General features: G+C 64.8%; 16 protein-coding genes. 10 read left to right on the forward strand and 6 right to left on the reverse strand.

Features of this window, described 5'->3' with window-relative positions; genetic code table 11:
* The first annotated feature begins 185 nt into the window (after positions 1-185).
* From ACFR99_RS07980 to gltB, 6 genes are all read left to right on the forward strand, one after another.
* The gene (locus ACFR99_RS07980) at positions 186-464 is read left to right on the forward strand and encodes a hypothetical protein (RefSeq protein ID WP_390286101.1); all 279 of its coding nucleotides are present in this window, start codon (positions 186-188) and stop codon (positions 462-464) included.
* Between the two features lie 38 nt (positions 465-502).
* Positions 503-847, forward strand: a complete 345-nt coding sequence (locus ACFR99_RS07985; RefSeq protein ID WP_390286103.1) for a hypothetical protein — start codon at positions 503-505, stop codon at positions 845-847.
* Positions 848-906: 59 nt separating this feature from the next.
* Positions 907-2,145 carry an MBL fold metallo-hydrolase gene (locus ACFR99_RS07990; protein WP_390286105.1) on the forward strand — a complete coding sequence of 413 codons (1,239 nt, stop codon included), beginning with the start codon at positions 907-909 and terminating at the stop codon, positions 2,143-2,145.
* A gap of 78 nt (positions 2,146-2,223) precedes the next feature.
* On the forward strand, positions 2,224-2,661 hold the full coding sequence (locus tag ACFR99_RS07995; protein WP_390286107.1) for a hypothetical protein: 438 nt from the start codon (positions 2,224-2,226) through the stop codon (positions 2,659-2,661).
* An 82-nt stretch (positions 2,662-2,743) separates the two neighbouring features.
* Positions 2,744-4,225, forward strand: coding sequence for a proline--tRNA ligase (gene proS, locus ACFR99_RS08000; protein ID WP_390286109.1), 1,482 nt, complete (start codon positions 2,744-2,746; stop codon positions 4,223-4,225).
* Between the two features lie 652 nt (positions 4,226-4,877).
* On the forward strand, positions 4,878-9,431 hold the full coding sequence (gene gltB / locus ACFR99_RS08005; RefSeq protein ID WP_390286111.1) for a glutamate synthase large subunit: 4,554 nt from the start codon (positions 4,878-4,880) through the stop codon (positions 9,429-9,431).
* A 45-nt stretch (positions 9,432-9,476) separates the two neighbouring features.
* Here gltB and ACFR99_RS08010 read toward each other — a convergent pair whose 3' ends face one another.
* From ACFR99_RS08010 to ACFR99_RS08020, 3 genes are all read right to left on the reverse strand, one after another.
* Positions 9,477-10,085, reverse strand: a complete 609-nt coding sequence (locus ACFR99_RS08010; RefSeq protein ID WP_390286113.1) for a peroxidase-related enzyme — start codon at positions 10,083-10,085, stop codon at positions 9,477-9,479.
* A gap of 45 nt (positions 10,086-10,130) precedes the next feature.
* Entirely contained in the window at positions 10,131-10,547 is a 417-nt protein-coding gene (locus ACFR99_RS08015) for a GIY-YIG nuclease family protein (RefSeq protein WP_390286115.1), read from the reverse strand.
* An 84-nt stretch (positions 10,548-10,631) separates the two neighbouring features.
* Positions 10,632-11,213, reverse strand: a complete 582-nt coding sequence (locus tag ACFR99_RS08020; protein ID WP_390286117.1) for a hypothetical protein — start codon at positions 11,211-11,213, stop codon at positions 10,632-10,634.
* A 24-nt stretch (positions 11,214-11,237) separates the two neighbouring features.
* Here ACFR99_RS08020 and ACFR99_RS08025 point away from each other — a divergent pair, with 24 nt between their 5' ends.
* Positions 11,238-12,041: a hypothetical protein gene (locus ACFR99_RS08025; RefSeq protein ID WP_390286119.1), complete on the forward strand. Its 804-nt coding sequence runs from the start codon at positions 11,238-11,240 to the stop codon at positions 12,039-12,041.
* Between the two features lie 82 nt (positions 12,042-12,123).
* Here ACFR99_RS08025 and ACFR99_RS08030 read toward each other — a convergent pair whose 3' ends face one another.
* Together ACFR99_RS08030 and ACFR99_RS08035 are read right to left on the reverse strand one after the other, a co-directional pair.
* Positions 12,124-13,119: an ATPase domain-containing protein gene (locus ACFR99_RS08030; protein WP_390286121.1), complete on the reverse strand. Its 996-nt coding sequence runs from the start codon at positions 13,117-13,119 to the stop codon at positions 12,124-12,126.
* Positions 13,120-13,314: 195 nt separating this feature from the next.
* Positions 13,315-13,452 carry a hypothetical protein gene (locus ACFR99_RS08035; RefSeq protein WP_390286123.1) on the reverse strand — a complete coding sequence of 46 codons (138 nt, stop codon included), beginning with the start codon at positions 13,450-13,452 and terminating at the stop codon, positions 13,315-13,317.
* Between the two features lie 200 nt (positions 13,453-13,652).
* Between ACFR99_RS08035 and ACFR99_RS08040 the strand changes: the two genes are divergently transcribed.
* The 3 genes from ACFR99_RS08040 to ACFR99_RS08050 all read left to right on the forward strand — a co-directional run bounded on the left by ACFR99_RS08040 (position 13,653) and on the right by ACFR99_RS08050 (position 16,773).
* On the forward strand, positions 13,653-14,642 hold the full coding sequence (locus ACFR99_RS08040) for an NAD-dependent epimerase/dehydratase family protein (RefSeq protein WP_390286125.1): 990 nt from the start codon (positions 13,653-13,655) through the stop codon (positions 14,640-14,642).
* A gap of 338 nt (positions 14,643-14,980) precedes the next feature.
* The gene (locus ACFR99_RS08045; protein ID WP_390286127.1) at positions 14,981-15,580 is read left to right on the forward strand and encodes a hypothetical protein; all 600 of its coding nucleotides are present in this window, start codon (positions 14,981-14,983) and stop codon (positions 15,578-15,580) included.
* Between the two features lie 131 nt (positions 15,581-15,711).
* The gene (locus ACFR99_RS08050) at positions 15,712-16,773 is read left to right on the forward strand and encodes an NAD(P)-dependent glycerol-1-phosphate dehydrogenase (protein ID WP_390286128.1); all 1,062 of its coding nucleotides are present in this window, start codon (positions 15,712-15,714) and stop codon (positions 16,771-16,773) included.
* Positions 16,774-16,804: 31 nt separating this feature from the next.
* Here the strand turns inward: ACFR99_RS08050 and ACFR99_RS08055 are convergent, their stop codons facing one another.
* Complete coding sequence (locus ACFR99_RS08055) at positions 16,805-18,625, reverse strand: S9 family peptidase (protein ID WP_390286130.1); 1,821 nt, start codon at positions 18,623-18,625, stop codon at positions 16,805-16,807.
* Between the last annotated feature and the right edge of the window lie 124 nt (positions 18,626-18,749).

Consider the following 18,749-nt stretch of genomic DNA (forward strand, 5'->3'; position numbering starts at 1 on the left):
GCCCGCTCGCTCGGCCTGCGGCCTCGCTCGCGGCGACTGTCGGTGAACAGCCTGCCCTTCCCCGAGTCGGACGGCTCTCGCAGCGCTCGAGCCGTCTTCCCGGCCAATCGCCTCAGTTCCGTTCAGTTCAGTCCCACGCCAATTCCGCTCGAACAGTCAAGTACGTGGGCTCCCTACGTCGGCGTGTGTTCATCGATCCCGAGCGGCTCGAGGAGCGACTCCGCGAGGAGTTCGGCGGCACGGCCAGCCAGTCGCGGGTCGTTGTTCGTCAGGCTGTCGATCTCGCCGACTCCGGGCAGTACGAGGCCGACATGGGTGCGACGCTGACGACCGAGCTCGTCGTCGACGAACTGTCGGACGCCCCCGACGGCACCCCGCCGGAGCGGTGGAACTGGTGGCTCGGCTCGCTCGAACTCGCGTATGGCGACTACGAGCGGTTCGGCATCCGAAAATATCGGAAATAGGGCAACACCGATTGTCTTCCACGACGTAGGGCCGCGCAATGAGTGAGCTGTCGCGACCGGTCTGGCCGGCATATCCGCTTTCGGCGCTCGTCGCCGGCCTCGGCCACTGTTATCTCGGACGGTGGAAACGCGGCGGGATCTGGTTCGTCCTGTATGCGCTTGCGCTCGCGTTTCTGAGCGCTCGCTCGCTGTCGGGCGCGCTCGCACTGGACGAACCGTTCGTCGTGACGGCGCTGCAGTTCGACGCGGTGAGTTACGCCGACGTGGCCGTCCCGCTCGCGATTTTGCTCGTTTGTCTGCTTGACGTCTATCTCATCGGATTGACCGACCGAACCGCAGCCCGGACGGCCGGGACGAACGACCATCGCTCGAACAGTTCCTGACGGCGTCTCCGCGTCCGGAACCAATGGAGGCAAACCGACTGAGGCCGAACTCGGTCGTCATGGACGTCCAGTTGCTGGGTGGCGCACGCGAGATCGGGCGGAGCGCGATCTGCATCGACGACACGCTCGTGCTCGATTTCGGGATGGATTCGGGAAACCCGCCGGCGTTTCCGATCGACGATGTCGAGCCGGAAGCCGTCGTCGTCAGTCATGGTCATCTCGACCACGTCGGTGCCGTCCCGACGCTGCTGTCGGGCGACGCGCGCCCGTCGATCCACTGGACGCCACCGACGTACGACCTCACGATGGTGCTGGCCCGCGACACGCTGAAGCTTCACGGGGGAAGCTACGACTGCCCGTTTACCGAGGCGGAACTCGCACGCGTCGCGGAAGTCTCGGAAACACACGGCTACCGCGACCCCTTCGAAGTCGCGGGCTACGAGATTACCTTCTTCGACGCCGGCCACGTGCCGGGCAGCGCCCACGTCCTTGTCGACGACGGCGACACCCGCTTGCTCTACACCGGCGACTTTCACACCGACGAACAGCGATTGCTCGCCGGCACCACCGCCCGGCCCGACGCCGACGCCGTCCTCTGTGAGAGCACTTACTCGGACGTGACGCGCCCGCCACGCGAGGAGATCGAACGCGAGTTCGCCGAGAGTCTGCGGACCACGATCTGGGAGGGTGGCACCGTCGTCGTCCCCGCCTTCGGCATCGGCCGAACGCAAGAGGTGCTTTGTCTCTGCGAGGAATACGACCTCGAGTGTTACGTCGACGGGATGGGGAAACGCGTCACGGAACTCTTTCTTCGAGACGAGAACCGGGGCTTCCTGCGCGATCCCGACCTCCTGCGCCGGGCGAAAGGCAACGCCCGGTTCGTCGACGGCCGCGACGGGCAACGAAAGCGGATCGCGGAGCAAAACACCGTGATCGTCACCACCAGCGGGATGCTCCACGGCGGGCCCGCGATGACCTACGTGCCCGCGATCCGCTCGCACCCGACGAACAAGATCGCCATGACCGGCTATCAGGTCGAGGGAACGCCGGGTCGCGAACTGCTCGAGACCGGCAGCGCCGAACTCGACGGCCGCGTGATGCGAGTCAGTGCACAGGTCGAGCAGTACGACTTTTCGGCGCACGCGGATCGGGCAGGTCTTCGGTCGTACCTCGAGTCCTACACCGACACGCCAATCCTGATCAACCACGGCGATCGCTGCGAGGCGTTCGCCGCGGAACTGCGCGCGGACGGCTACGAGGCGACGGCACCCGAACTGGGCGAGCGACTCGAGGTCTGATGGCGGACTCGCAGTTCGGCCATCGATCCAGCACGTTCAACGGTCAGGGTTTTCCGCCGGGTCGTGGTCCTCGTGTGTGTGACTGACTCCGATTCGAACGTCGGCCCCGAGACGGCCGCCGACCTCGACGACCTCGAGTTGACCGAGGCCGAACAGGCGGCGCTTCACGACCTCCAGTTGAGCATCGAGCACGTCCACCGGGCCTACGGGACGTTGCTCGAGTTCCACCACCAACTCGGCCACGCGATGGATCGGCTGGGCGACACCGAGGACCGCCTTCGCGATGCCGGTCACGAGGCGTGGGCGAACGACCTCCGCGACGACCATCTCCCGGCGGGCGCGATCAGCGACCAGTGGACGTTCGAACTCGTCGAGGAGTTCTCCGACGAGTTCCTCGAGGACGTCGACGCCTTCGAACGAGAGGTCAGAGACGAACTGGCCGACGGCATCGATCACGTCACCGAGCGTCGGCAGAAGCGCCAGTTACGTGAGCGCGCCGAGAACGATCGCGATTAGTTGCCGGCGCGCGATCGCGAGTGTGTGAACCCGCCGGTGGCCTTCGCATGGTTTAAGCCTGCGCTGCCTGCATGTCGACACAATGAGCGACGAGAGTCAAGAACTCGGGATCACCGAGTCGAAATCGCACAAGCCCGGCGAGTGGTACGCCGAGGTCGTCCAGAAGGCAGGCCTCGCTGACTACGCGCCGATGGGCGGCTTTATTGTCACGAAGCCCCGCGGCTACGCCCTCTGGGAGGCCATTCAGGACGCACTGGACGGCTGGTTCAAAGAGACCGGCGTCGACAACGTCTACTTCCCGATGTTCATCCCCGAGAGCTTCTTAGAGCGGGAAAAGGACATCGTCGAAGGGTTCGACCCCGAGGTCGCGTGGGTGACCCAGGGCGGCCACGACGAACTCGAGGAACGCCTCGCCGTCCGCCCCACCAGTGAGTCGATCATCGCGCCGTTCATGGCCGACTGGACGCGTAGCCACCGCGATCTGCCGATGCGGCTCAACCAGTGGTGTTCGGTCGTCCGGTGGGAGGCCACCGAGACCAAGCCCTTCTTCCGGACGAAGGAGTTCATGTGGCAGGAGGGCCACACCGCCCACGCCACCAACGAGAGCGCGTGGGAAGAGGTCTGGACCCGGCTCGGCCAGTACGAGAAGGTCTACGAGGAGGTGCTCGCGATTCCAGTCCTGCGCGGCAAAAAGCCCGAACACGACAAGTTCCCCGGCGCGGACACCACGACGACCGTCGAGGCGTTGATGCCCGACGGCAAGTCCGTGCAGGGAGCGACCAGCCACAACCTCGGCCAGAGTTTCGCCGAGGCGTTCGACATCACCTTCGCCGACGAAGACGAAAACGAGAAGACGGCCTACACGACCTCGTGGGGGCTCTCCTGGCGTGCGCTGGGCGCACTCATCATGACCCACTCCGACGATCAGGGCCTCGTGCTTCCGCCGACGGTCGCACCAACCCAGGTCGTCATCGTCCCGATCTGGCAGGAAGACACCAAGGAGGACGTCCTCGAGTACTCCGAGGGAATCGCCGCGGACCTCGAGGACGCCGGCTTCCGCGTCGAACTCGACGACCGCGACGAGCGCAATCCCGGCTTCAAGTTCAATGAACACGAACTCAATGGCGTCCCGCTCCGACTCGAGATCGGCCCCTACGAGGTCGACGACGAGGAGGCCACGTTAGTCCACCGCCCGGACAACGAGGAAGCCGTCGAGGACCGCGACGAGATCGTCGACGCCGTCGACGAACATCTGGCGGAGATCTACGACAAACTCTACGACGCGGCCGAGGAGAACTTGGAGGAGAACGTCCGCGAGGCCCACAGCCCCGAAGAGATCCTCGGGACGATCGGCAAACACGGCGGCTACGTGAAGACGCCGTGGTGTGGCGACGAAGCCTGCGAGGAGGCCATCAAGGAGAAGATCGCCGCCGAGATCGTCATGCAACCGCTGACCGACGAGGGTGGGACGACGGCCGGCGAGGTCCCCGAACCCGACGTCGACGGGTGTGGCGTCTGTGGCGATCCTGCCGACGAGATCGCGTACTTCGCGAAGTCGTACTGACCGTCCACTGCTTCAGGTGTCCCGACTGTGGAGTTTTGATTGGCTGCGCGCCGTTCTCCGAGAGCGAACTCCCGGAACGACGTAGTATCGGTGTCCGCCGCCGATACTCGAGTCGGCATCGGTCAAATGTATCTGACAGTGATAACTCCGGTTGAATCACTGAGTGGCAACCCCGATAGTTCGTGTGTTCTATTCTCATTCGAACCTAAGTCTTTAGCCCCATATTGCTTACCGGGGGCGCATGACTAGATTTGTGTGGTGTTCACTCTGGTGGGTGAACACTACGTGCCTCTGACACAGTGACCCCGCTGCCGGAAACATCACTTTCCGCAGGGGGTTCGAACGCACGCAATTCTCGAGAACGGTTTCAGGCGGTGAGATAGCTATAACAACAACTGAACCGATTGACACACCGATCGGATCGTCCACGGTTCTCGCTCCGACCCGCGCTCCTGTCGGGCGGCCGGGCGTACAATGACGGTCGGTGCCGACTGTATCCGACAGTCGTCGCTCTGTTACTTCGAACGTGTCTTCTACACATACGTCACATATACAAGGCCACTACAAACACCTTATATTAGTTTATATGTGTTTATAATACACTTAGCCATAATGGATTAGCCTCTTATATTAGATCCCGCTACGGGAGTGTATGTCACAGCCACATCTAGGCTCATCCACCGAGCGTTCACAGGGACTCGCCGATCCCGCGGACGCACGGTCGAACTGCGGTGTCGGCGTCGTCATGGACCTCGACGGGAACGGGGGCCACGATGTCGTCGCCGACGGACTCGAACTACTCCGAAATCTCGAACACCGCGGGACGACCGGTGCGGAGAAAGACACCGGCGACGGGGCCGGCATCATGCTCCAGACGCCCGATTCGTTCTTCCGGAACGTCCTCGAGTCTGAGCTGCCGGACACCTACGCCGTCGGCTCGCTCTTTCTCCCACAGGACGACGCGGCCCGCACCGAACTCGTCTCGCTCGTCGAGGACACCTTCGACACCTACGCTCTCTCGGTTCTCGAGTGGCGGGACGTCCCGACGAACAACGACGACCTCGGGCAGACAGCCGTTGACTCCGAGCCGGATGTCCGGCAGGTCGTCGTCGTCCCCGAGGACGATGTCTCCGGTGACGACTTCGACCGCCGGCTCTACGTCGCTCGACGAGCCCTCGAGAACGAGGTCGAAGCGGCCGACATCGAGAACAAAGAGCGCTTCTACGTCGTCTCGCTGGACGCGGATACGGTCGTCTACAAGGGGCTGCTGAAAGGCGTCCAGGTTCCCTCCTACTACCCCGATCTGACCGACGAGCGGATGGCATCGACGTTCGCGATGGTCCACGAGCGGTTCTCGACGAACACGCTCGGTGCCTGGCACCTCGCCCACCCCTACCGCAACATCATCCACAACGGCGAGTTCAACACCATCCAGGGTAACATCAACTGGATGCGCGCCCGCGAGACCGACCTCGAGAGCGAGGTCTTGGAGGATCTCGAGGCGGTCAAGCCGATCATCGACGACCCGGATCAGTCAGACACTGCGAGCGTCGACAACGCGCTCGAACTCCTGATGCAGGATGGCCGGGATCTGGCTCACGCCCTTCGCATGCTCGTCCCCGAGGCCTGGCGCGGCGACGAGTCGATGGACCCTGACCGCAAGGACTGGTACGACTTCCACGCCTCGCTGGTCGAGCCGTGGGACGGCCCCGCGCTCGTCGCGGCGACCGACGGCGAACGCGTCGGCGCCGTGCTCGATCGCAACGGGCTGCGTCCCTGCCGGTACGACGTCACCACCGACAACCGCCTGATCATGGCCAGCGAGGCCGGCGCGCTCGAGACCGATCCGTCGGAGATCGAAGAGCGCGGCCGCCTCCAGCCCGGTCAGCTGTTCCTCGCCGACCCGAACGAGGGACGGGTCATCCCCGACGAGGAGGTCTTCGAGGACCTGACCGACGACCGCTACGGCGAGTGGGTCGCCCAGGAACAGGTCCATCTCGACGACATCCGGACCACGGACGACCACACGCCCCAGGAAGCCGTCGACGGCCTGCGCGACCACCAAGCTGCATTCGGCTACACCCACGACGAACTCGAGAACCTGATCGAGCCGATGATGAAGAAGGGGAAAGACCCCGTCGGCTCGATGGGTGACGACACGCCGCTGTCCGTTTTGACGGAATTCAACCGGCCGCTGTTCTCCTACTTCAAACAGCTGTTCGCCCAGGTCACGAACCCGCCGCTTGACTACATCCGCGAGGAACTGGTCACCTCGATGGAATCGCGGCTGGGCTTCCAGCGTAATCTGCTCGACGAATCACCCGAACACGCCCGCCAGCTCGTGCTCGACTCGCCGATCCTGACCGACGCCGAGCTCGCGTCGATCCGTGACTGCTCGGCCAACGGCATTACGGCCGCGACGATCGACATCACCTACGAACCCGCAAGCGAGGGGCTCGGCGACGACCTCGAGGCGGCGATCGAACGCGTCCGCGCGGACACCGTCGCAGCGATCGAAGATGGCCACGACGTGATCGTCCTCTCGGACCGCGGCGTCGACGCGGATCGGGTCGCGATCCCGAGTCTGCTGGCGACGGGTGCCGTCCACCACCATCTCGTGCGCAACGGCCTGCGAAACCACGTCGGGCTCGTCGTCGAGTCCGCCGATCCGCGCACCGTCCACCACTTCGCGACGCTGGTCGGGTACGGTGCTGGCGCGGTCAACCCGTACCTGGCCTACCAGACGATCGAGGACATCACCGCCGGTCCCGACGGCGCTGATACCGAAACGGCGATCGACGCCTACGTTGGCGCGATCGAGGACGGCCTCCTGAAGATCATGGCCAAGATGGGCATCTCGACGGTCGAGAGCTACCAGGGCGCCCAGATCTTCGAGGCAGTCGGCCTCGACTCCGACCTCGTCGCGGAGTACTTCGAGGGCACCGAGAACCGCACCGAGGGGATCGGCCTCGCCGAAATCGAGGAAGACCTCCGGGAGCGCCACGCGACCGCGTTTGGCGACAGCGACGAACCCGATCTCGACCGCCACGGCGAGTTCGAACACCGTTCGGAGGGCATCCACCACCAGTGGAACCCCCAGACCGTCGGCGCGCTCCAGCAGGCCGTCCGCTCGAACGACTACGAGCGCTACCAGGACTTCGCCGACCAGATCAACGACCAGCAACAGAACCTCCAGACCCTTCGCGGACTCCTCGAGTTTGACTCCGATCGCGACCCGGTGCCGGTCGAGGAGGTCGAGCCCATCAAAGACATCGTCCAGCGCTTTTCGACCGCGGCGATGAGTCTCGGGAGCCTGTCGCCGGAGGCCCACGAGAACAACTCGATCGCGATGAACCGCATCGGCGGCAAGTCCAACTCGGGCGAGGGTGGCGAGCCGCCGGAGCGATTCGGCACCGAAAAGGAGTGCAACGTCAAACAGGTGGCCTCGGGTCGCTTCGGGGTAACGTCGACGTACCTCTCGAGTGCCGACGAACTCCAGATCAAGATGGCCCAGGGCTCCAAGCCCGGTGAAGGCGGCCACCTCCCCGGCGAGAAGGTCAACGAGATGATCGCCCACGTCCGCAAGTCGACGCCGGGCGTCGGTCTCATCTCCCCGCCGCCGCTGCACGACATCTACTCGATCGAGGACCTCAAGCAGCTGATCTTCGACCTCAAAGCGGCCAACGAGGAGGCCGACATCAACGTCAAACTCGTCTCCGAGGCCGGCATCGGTACGGTCGCGGCGGGCGTCGCGAAGGCCAACGCCGACGTGGTCCACATCTCGGGCCACTCCGGCGGGACGGGTGCGTCGCCGCGCACCTCGATCAAAAACGCCGGCCTTCCGTGGGAACTCGGTCTCGCCGAAGCCAACCAGATGCTCTGTCAGACCGGGCTGCGCGACCGCATCCGCGTCTCGGCCGACGGCGGCATGAAGACCGGCCGTGACGTGGCCGTCGCCGCCCTGCTGGGCGCCGAGGAGTACGTCTTCGGCACCGCCAGCCTCGTGACCTCGGGCTGTGTGATGGCCCGACAGTGTCACAACAACACCTGCCCGGTCGGCGTCGCCACTCAGCGCGAAGACCTGCGCAAGCGCTTCCCTGGCGAACCCGAACACGTCATCAACTACATGACCTTCATCGCGCAGGAACTGCGCGAGCTCATGGCCGAGCTCGGGTTCCGCACCATCGACGAGATGATCGGGCAGGTCGACGTCCTGGAACAGCGCGACGACGTCGACCACCCGAAGGCCCGCAACGTCGATCTCTCGGCAGTGCTGGCCGACCCCGGCAGCGAAGTCCGCCGGAAGATCCGGGAGCAGGACCACGAACTCGAAGAGCAACTCGACCGAGACCTCATCGAGGCAGCGGCCGACGCCATCGAGGGTCAAGAGCCGGTCGCCCTCGAGACCGAGGTCACCAACGTCGACCGCACTGTCGGCGCGATGCTCTCGAACCGGATCACCGACCGCTACGGCGAGCCCGGCCTCCCCGAGGACACGATCACCGTCGACCTCGAGGGCACGGCCGGCCAGAGCTTCGGCGCGTTCCTGGCAAGCGGCGTCTCGATGCACCTCGACGGCAGCGCCAACGACTACGTCGGCAAGGGCCTCTCGGGTGGCAAACTGACGATCCGCACGCCCGAGACCGCCGCCTACGATCCGACCGAGAACGTCGCGATCGGCAACGTCGCACTCTACGGTGCGACCGACGGCCAGCTGTACGTCAACGGCGTCGCCGGCGAGCGCTTCGCGGTGCGCAACTCCGGCGCGAAGGCCGTCGTCGAGGGCGTCGGCGACCACGGCTGTGAGTACATGACCGGCGGCGTCGTCGCCGTGCTCGGCGACACCGGGACGAACTTCGCGGCCGGTATGTCCGGGGGCGTCGCCTACGTCTACGACCCCGATGACGAGTTCAAGACGAAGGCCAACACCGGGATGGTCTCGCTGCACGACGACTTAGAGGAGAAAGACGAGCAGATGCTGCGACGGCTGATCGAAAACCACGTCGCCTACACCGGCTCCGACCGGGGTCAGGAACTCCTCGACGAGTGGGAGCGCACGCTCGAGGCCTTCGTGAAGGTCATGCCAGAGGCCTACGCCGAGGCGATCTCCGAACAGGGCAGCGACGACGTCCGAAACGAACTGCCCGGAACGCCCGAGGCCGACATCGCGGCCGAGTCGGCCAGCTTTGCGGCGAGCGACGACTGACGTCGCTCGCGACGCCACCGCTGGCCGCCAGTGAACAGGGGACGTTTACTGACGACCGAGCGTGTGGAACTCGTCGTTCGGTTGCATCTCCGCGAACATCGCCATCCGGTTGCTCAGGTTGAAGAAGGCCGTCACCGCGGCGATGTCCCAGATCGCTTCCTCGCTGAAGCCGGCCTCGCGCAGCGCCTCGAGATCCGCAGGTTCGACTTCTGTCGGTCGCTCGGTGAGTGTGACCGCGACGTCGAGCATCGTCCGGTGGGCCTCGCTAATGTCCGCGGTTCGGTAGTTCGCGATCAACTGGTCCGCGAGCGTCGGATCTTCGGCGTAGATCCGGACGAGTGCGCCGTGGGCGACGTTACAGTAGTAACAGTGATTGACGCCGGAAACGGCGACGACGATCATCTCGACCTCTTCGCGCGCTAAGGCGGTGTCCTCGACGAGCGCGTCGTGATACTCGAAGAAGGCCCGGAAGTGGGATGGTTTGTACGCGAACGCCGAGAACACGTTCGGGGTGAAGCCGGCGCGGTCGGTTTCCTCGGCGATCCGCTCCTGAAGGTCTTCAGGGAGGTCTTCGAACGCCGGGACGGGGAACCGTTCCATCGCATCGTCGTTGAGGGTCGGGTCGGTACTGCTCTCGGAATCCGTGTCGGTCATAGGGGCCGATTCACACGCATCGGTAATAACTCGCGGGTCCGATTCTCACCGCTTCCCGTCGACGACGCCGCCAGCCTCGAGCGCCGCCTCGCGGACGGTGTCGGCGTCCGACGTGGCGAGCAAATGTCCCGCGCAGTTACAGTCCGAGGCCCCAAAGTCGTCGACCGGCGTGCCCGGTAACTGCGCGGCCAGTTCACACTCCCGGTCGGCATCCGGGAAGGTGATCGCAGTCTCGAGGGTCGTCGACGACTGGCCGAGCAGGTAGTCGATGTGCCAATGGCGGGTCTCGCGCTCGCCGGCGGCGAGCTCGCGGTGACGATCGACGCGACTGAAGCCGCCAGGACCGAACGCGCTGCCGACGTAAGCGTACGTACCGGCGTCGAACGTGCGCTCGCCGAGCGCGCCGACGTCGATACTCGTCGTTCGGGGGACGTCGATCACGAGAACGTACGTACCGCTCATACGAACCGGTCGAGTGAGCGACGGCAAAAACGGGGTGATTTCGGCTCGGCGTACAGCGGTGGGGACGACCCGACGACGAGGTCGCTATCGGGGCCGATACTCCTCGTCGCGGTCCCGTTCGTTATCGGGTGTTGGATCGCCCTCGTGGACGTGACGACGGGTGGTCATGTCCTCGTCGCGGCGCTGCGGGGGACGGTCGCGACGTGAGTCCTGCTCCGTCCTCGAACGGCCGGTCCAGTCGCCCCGTTCGGATCGCTGTCCCTGCTGGCGGTGCTCGAGGCCGCCGCCCGATTGCTCTTGGTTCATGTGATCGCCCGACTGCTCTCGATTCATGCGGCCGCCGGAGGGACGGTCGGTGGTTCCTCGCTCGTGTCGCCCCTCGAACTGCTGGCTGTCCTGATAGTCCCGCTCCGTTTGGCGGCCCCGCTCGTCGCTGCCGCGGGATCGCTGTATTCCCGTCTGATGGCCTTCGCTCCGCTGGTGGCGGCCGTACCCCGGTTGGCCCTGCCGGGGCCTGCCCTGTTCCTCACTGCCCTGCTGGGACTGCCGCCTGTTCTGTCGCTGCTGGCCGCGACGGTGGCGGCTCTGTCCCTGCTCGACGTCGTCTGATTCGGGCCGGCCGCGCTGCCCTCCCAGCTCGTTACCCTGGCGACGTGTTCCTCGCATGCCGCGATCGGACGGTTGCTGTCTTTGCATGTCGCGGTCGGGCTGCCGTTGCTGACCGCCCTGTCGCTGCAGCTCGGGCTGTTGACCGCGCTCGTCTTGCCGCCGGGCTTCGCCGCCGTACTCGAGCTCAGCCTCGTCGATCGCGTCGGTTTCGAACCCGCTGTGCTGTTGGCGACCGCCCTGTCGCTGCTGGTGTCGGCTTCGTCGCTGGGACTCCTGTTGCCGATAATCCCGTGTGCCCTGTTCGCTGAACCGCTGTCCCGGTTCGATCGGTTGGCTGGACTGATCCCGCTGGGGCTGTCGCTCGCCCTGCCGACTGTGGGGCTGCCGTCTACCCTGCTGGCCTCGTTCCTGTTGCTGTCGGCCTTCGGAACGGTGGTTAGGTTGCCGTTCGCGCTGGTGGCCCTGGTCGTCTCGCCTGACGGAACCGCGTCCCCGCCCGGTATTGGCGGCCGTCTCACGGTGGTCTTTCGTCCGTTCGTGCTCACGGCTGCGATGTTCTGGCTCGGGACCTCGAGCGCCGGGTTCGCTGCTCTCGCCGCGGCTGAACGTGCCGTGGAGCCTGCCCCGATCGTCGCCGTACTGCCGCCGGTCGGTACCGCGACCCTGCTCGCCGCCGCGGCGCTGCTCGCGGGGTTCGATATCACTCGCGCTCGAGCGTTCGGTTCGCCGCTCGCCTCGCCGTCGTCGATCGCTGTCGTAGCTGTCGGTCATGGGTATCACTGTGTACTCGTCGGGTGTGTGCCGATCGAAGACTCGCCCCGACCGCTGTGCGAGTCGCTGGTGGTCGTGACGCTGCGGTGGATGCTAGCCCGAACGGCCCGATAAATCCTGAGCGCGCGCTCGCGTGTTCGCTCGTCCAGCGCGCTGTGTCACAGCCATGTTATCGTCCACCTTGCCCGCTCGGCTGTCAGGGCCGGTCCGGCTGTGGCGGCTCGGTTCCGAAATCGTACCCCTGTGGGCCTGTATCCGGACTGGACGCGACCAGCCCGCGAGCCGGTTCGTAATCGTACTGAATCCACTGGGGGAGAAACTGAGCGCCGATCAGCTTCCGGATAGCGAGCTGTTTAAGTCGCGTGTTGGGCGCATGCTGCTCCGTCAATCGAAGGTCGACGATGCCGTCGAATACGTACTCGGACTCGGGACTGTCGTCCGCGTCAGCCGTCGACGCGGCGGCGACGATCGGGACGAACCGCGCTTTACAGACCGTCGCCCGGATCTCTTCGACGAAGTCGTGGACCTGTCGGTCCTGAAAGACCCGCTCGAGTTCGTCCAGCGAGTCGATCGTGACCAGCCCGGTCTCGCTCATCTCGAGGTCGTCGAGTGCGCCGGCGAGGCTGTGGGTCACCTCGCGGCGGTCGCTCGGATCACGCACCTCGACGATCGCGTCGGCGACTGCCTCGCCGAGGAACGTCGGCCACTCGGTGCGTTGTGCGCTGAATTCATCTCGGTCGTCGAGTCGGTGCGTATAGCAGTCGATGAGTCGCAGCCGGTCGTTCTCGAGGGCTGGCAGGACGTTCCAGCCGTTCTGATAGAAACGCTCGAGCGTCGCCGTCGGCGGATTGGCAAGCGAGACGACGACCGCGGGTTCCCCGCGCTCTAGGGCGCGCCAGACGAGTTCGATCCCGAGTTCGGCCCGTCGGGTTCCCTCGTCGCCCGAGAGCAGGACAAACGAGTCAGCAGGGATGCCGTTGGGAACGAGTGAATCGATCGGTTCGACCCCCGTCACGACCCGTTTGTAGGCCTGTGGGTCGGGCAACGTCGCGTTGTCGTCGGCCTCGCGGCAGGCGACCGAACAGTACCGCCCGTCGTCGCTCGCAACGGGCTCGCTTGGAATCGGATAGTGACAGTGATCGCACTCGAGTGGATACTCGGCTGTGTGCTCCGGCCAGCGCTGGTTAGACATATCGACGCGCCCTACCACGGACGGGTCAAAAGAACCCCACCCTGTAGGTCACTGGACTGAACGATCGACGGCCATCTGCGCGTCAATTATAGTAGCCACTGACAGTCAATGCACACCTGATCGCACGGCTGCGTTGCAATCTGTGTGTAAATCGTTTCAGTGGCTACTATAGAAGGCTCGGTTGTGCGCTCCACATCAGCGACGCAGCATGTCGACGGCCCGCTCGAGAAATCGCAGGAACGAGCCGGTTGGTGTCCCGGGCATGTAGACGGGGACATCGGGATCGTCGATCGAAACGCCGGTGATCGGATCTCTGCGTTCGGAGTCGCTCATACGACCGTTTCGAACCGAGGCTATTTACGTATAACCAAATTCAACTCGGAGATAACAAACAAATAATCGTCATTGATAAACTCGCACATGGCATCGAACGTCAGAGGCTACTGGTGGCCGTCGCCCGAGATGCCTCGATACCGATCCTCCATGCGAGGAATCCCACGGCTTTAGCCGTGTGGCGAACATCACAGCAATCTATGAACAGTGCACTCGTCATCGGCGGCACCCGGTTTATCGGCCGCCACCTCGTCGACGACCTGCTCGCACACGACTACGACGTCACCCTGTTTACCCGGGGCAACCGCGAGAATCCGTTCGCGGACGACGACCGCGTCGACCACGTCGAGGGCAACCGGACGAACGACACGGCCCTCGAGGCGACGGCGACGACAGTCGATCCCGACGCGGTCTTCGACTGTGTCGCCTACCAGCCGAAAGACGTTCGCAGCGCAACCACCATCTTCGCGGACTGTGAGGCCTACGTCTACGTCTCGAGCGGCGCAGCCTACGGCCGCGAGGAGATCCCGAAACGGGAAGACGAGACGCCGTTGCACCCGTGTACGGCCGACCAGGCCACCGACGACAGCTTCGACACCTACGGCAACCGAAAGGCAGAGTGCGATCGTGCGGTTTTCGCGGCGGCCGACGACGGCGTCCGTGCGATGGCGGTTCGGCCGCCGATCGTCTACGGCCCCCACGACTACACCGAGCGCCTGGACTGGTGGATCAACCGCGTCAACCGCTTCGATCGGGTCCTCATCCCCGGCGACGGGACGAATCTCCGCCACCGCGTCTACGTCGAAGACGTCGCCAGCGCCTTGCGGCTCGTCGCCGAAAACGGTATTCCCGGCGAGGCCTACAACGTCGGCGACCGGCGGCTCGTCACACTTGAGGAGATGGTCGACCTGATCGCCGACTGTCTCGAGACCGATGTCGAACTCGTCCACGCTGGCCCCCGCGAACTCGCCGCCGGCGACCTCGCCCTCGACGACTACCCGCTCTATCGGACGTATCCGCACGTCCTCTCGACGGCGAAACTCGCTGCGCTGGGCTGGGAGTCGACGCCGCTCGAGGAGGCGATGGAACGGTCTGTCGCGGATCACAGAGAGAGCGACCGGGACGGCGACGAAAACGGGCCGGATCGGGCGGCCGAAGAGCGCGTGCTGGGGATCCTCGAAACGCTTTGACCTCCTCTCGGATCGATTCGTGTCGTGTGCTGGCCGTGTCGATATCGACTGCTTCTTCAGAGTGACTGCCGTTTGGCCGTCTTCAAGAGTCGAAATGAGGACGATATGAAACTATGTGCGAATACGTCCCCCGATGATATATTCGAACATGTGAACCCGAAGGGCTTCACTGGGCTATCGGCCAGTGTGAGGTGATCAGTGGCCCGTTCGGTGCGGCAGCGATCGGCGAAGCGATGTGAGACGCTCGGTGGCCATCCTCCTGGGAGACGCACACGCGACGTGTCACTGTCGCTCTCAGCCGATCACTGGGACGATATAGATACCCTACTGTAACAACGATGAATCGAAGAACCTTCATTACGACCGCCACAGCGGGCGCTGGAATCGTCGTCGCTGGCTGTGTCGGTGATACGACCGAGGAGCCCGATCCGGAAGCGGACGACACGACAGACTCCGGGACAGACAACCAGACAGACGACGAGGTCGATTCCGAGCCGGAACCTGAGCCTGAGCCCGAGCCGATGTTCGTCGGGACCGAAATCGAGGAGTTGATTCCCGACTTCACACAGGAGAATCCGACTCACGACGAACTGGTCCGTGACGACGAGCTCAACGAGAACTTCGACGCGATCTTCATCACCGAGGACGAGCAGGTGGCGGTGATGGTCGACGTCGAAATCGAGTCGTCAATCGAGGATGCCGATGGTCGGATGCAGACCAGGCGGGATCGGGTTAGCGAGTATCACGAGTTCACTCTCGAGGGAGCAGACGATGCCTTCTGGTACGAGGAGCCGGATAACGCTCGGACGTACGTCCGTCTGTCCAACGGCGTTGGCGAAGTCGTGGCAGGACGGATGAGCGAGTCCGATATGATCCCGGACGTGAACCGGTCACAGGAGTACGCGATCGCGTTGATAGAGCACTGGCAGACTATCTAGACCACTGAGGCGAACGGAGAGCCAGCCGCTGTTCGAGCCATCCCGATCCGCCGACCGCTACGTCGGCGTGTTTCAGCCCGGAGCAGGGCGCGAACCTCACTTACTAAATATTTCCGTAAGAAAGGAACGGTATGTTCGAGAAGTCGACGTGGATTCGCCTCCCGCGAAACGTCGTCGTCGGTCACGGCGTTCGCAACGAGGTCCTCGACGTGATCGACGACCTCCACTTACAGGGGCGGCCGCTGTTCGTCACGAGTCCGACGCCCCGCGAGGTCGCCGCGGACCCGATCGCGGCCGACTTCGAGGCTGCTGGAATCGAGCCCGCGATGGTGACGATCGAGAAAGCGACGTTCGACGCCGTCGAGCGAGTCATCGACGTCGCCGAGGCCGAGGACGTCTCCTATCTCGTCGGCATCGGCGGCGGGAAGGCCATCGATATCGCGAAACTGGCCAGTCACCACCTGAACATGGGCTTTTGCTCCGTGCCGACCGCAGCGAGCCACGACGGGATCGTCAGCAATCGCGGCTCCGTTCCGAATGGTGATTCGCGCCACAGCGTCGCCGCCGAGCCGCCGCTTGCGGTCGTCGCCGACACCGGGATCCTCGCGGACGCGCCGTGGGAGCTGACGACCGCCGGCTGTGCCGACATCATCTCGAACTACACCGCGGTGATGGACTGGCGACTCGCCAATCGACTGCAAGACGTCGAGTTCTCCGAGTACGCCGCCGCACTCTCCGAGATGACCGCCGAGATCCTCGTGGGCAACGCTGATCTCATCCGGCCGGGGCTCGAGGAATCGGCCTGGGTCGTCACCAAGGCACTGATGTCCTCCGGTGTCGCGATGAGCATCGCCGGCTCCTCGCGACCTGCGAGCGGCGCCGAACACCTCTTTTCCCACCAGCTTGACCGGCTGGCACCCGGCGCAGCCTTACACGGCCATCAGGTCGGTGTCGGCTCGATCATGACGGCCTACCTCCATCAGGGCGAGGACGGTCTCTGGCGGGACATTCGCGACGCGCTCGCGAGCATCGACGCGCCGACGACCGCAGCCGAACTCGGCATCGACGACGAGACGATCGTCGAGGCGCTGACGACCTGCCACGAGATCCGTGACCGGTATACGATCCTCGGCAACGGGATGAACGAACGGGCGGCTCGAGACGTGGCGCAAAAAACGGGCGTTATCGACTAACGTCGACCGGCATCGCCCGGGCGTCGGTGAATCAGACGTGCTCGTCGAGGAAGTCGGCGATTTCCGAGTAGGCCTCGATGCGATTTGCGAGCTTCGAGAAGCCGTGGCCCTCGTCGTCGAAGATCAGTTTTCGGACGGGCACGCCGTGTGCGCGGACCTCCTCGACGATCTGCTCGGCTTCGCCGACCGGCACGCGGGGGTCGTTCTCGCCATGGAGGACGAACAGCGGCGCTTCGATCCGCTCGACGTTGTTGATCGGCGAGATTTCCTCCAGGAACTCGCGGTCCTCGGCGAGCGAGCCGTACTCGGCCTCGCGGAGTTCGCGCCGCCAGTCGCCGGTGTTCTCGAGGAACGTGACGAAGTTAGCGATGCCGACGATGTCGATCCCGGCGGCCCAGAGGTCGGGGTACTCGGTCAGCGCCGCCAGTACCATGAAGCCGCCGTAGGAGCCACCCTTGGCGGTGATCCGGTCGGGATCGATCGCGGGATGATCCTGGAGCCACTCGGCGCAGGCCTCGATGTCCGCGACCGAGTCCATCCGTTTCTCGACGTCGTCGAGGGCGGCGTAGTCGGCCCCGTAGCCCGACGAGCCGCGCACGTTCGGCTCGAAGTAGGCGTAGCCCCGATCGAGGAAGTACTGTTTGACACTCGAGAAGGAGGGCCGGCGCTGGCTCTCGGGGCCGCCGTGGATGTCGACGATGACCGGTATCTGGCCGTCCTCGTGATCGTCGGGCAGGGTGAGGAAACCGGGCACCTCCAGCTCGTCGAAACTCTCGACGTGGACGAGGTCGGATTCGTCGAACGTCTCACGGGGGATACCTGCGGTCGGGGCGCTCGTCCACCGGTCTGCCGCGCCGGTCCCAATGTCGACGACGAAGACGTTCGTGTTGACCGTGTCTCCGGAGGTCGACAGTGCGAACCGTTCGGCGTCGGGATCGAAGCTCACGCCGCCGGCGACCCCGCCCGGCAGGTCCGGTTCGGGGAACGTTTTGTAGGCGGTGGGCTCGTCAGCGTCGAACTCGCCAACAGTCAGTTCGGTGTAACCTTCGACGTTGCGCGAGCAGACGAACCGGCCGGTTTCGTCGTCCAGCGCAATGCCGTCGACGTTCCACCCGTCCCCGTCGATGACGGTCTCGAGCTCGCCGCTTGCGAGGTCGAGATAGGCCAGATACAGCGTGTCGGCGTCACCCTCGTCAGTCACGAGGTAGATCCCCCCGCCGTCAGGGGCCCAGCTCGCGCTCCCGTAGCGGACGTCGCCCTCGTGGGGCGTCAGATGTTCGAGCTCGGGCTCGTCGGCCTCGAGGTCGAGCACGTACAGGTCCTGATCGAAGTTCGAGTAGGCCTGTGAGACCAACAGTCGGGAATCGTCGGGACTCCAGCCGGCGAGCGAGAGCCAGCCGTCGCCCTCGTAGACGAGCGTTGCGTCCGCACCGGTTTCGTCGCGACCCTGCACGTAGACGTCGAAAACGGCCTCGTCGCGGCGGTTCGAGGTGAAGGCGAAGCGATCGCCGTCGTGGCTCCAGCCGCCCCAGCGGTGTTTGGCGTCGGGCATCGCGGTCAGGTTCTCGATCGCGCCGGTCTCGGCGTCGAGCCGGAAGAGCTGGGCGCGCTCGTTGCCGCCCTCGTCCATCCCGAAGATCAGCTCCGGCCGTTCGGGCGACCACGAGGCGAACGTCACCCGCTCGTCGTAGAAGGTCCGCTGTTCCGGCCAGCCACGTGGCTCCTCGAGGGTCCAGACCTGCGAGGTCCCGGTCGTGTCCATTAGGAAGGACAGGCGCTCGCCGTCGGGTCCGAACGAGGCCCCGTAGGCGCTGCGGATATTGAGGTACCGCTCGATGTCGTAGGGTTCCATGCCAGAGCCGTACGGACTCGAGGGGGTAGTCGTTTCGGTCGATTCGAGGACGGCTCGACACGCGCGAGTAGGGACCGATTACACCCGACTCGGCGACGGCACTGGACTCGAGCGATAGCGTCCG

Origin of the sequence: Haloarchaeobius amylolyticus (genome assembly GCF_042678045.1) — an archaeon.
Classification (GTDB): domain Archaea; phylum Halobacteriota; class Halobacteria; order Halobacteriales; family Natrialbaceae; genus Natrinema; species Natrinema amylolyticus_A.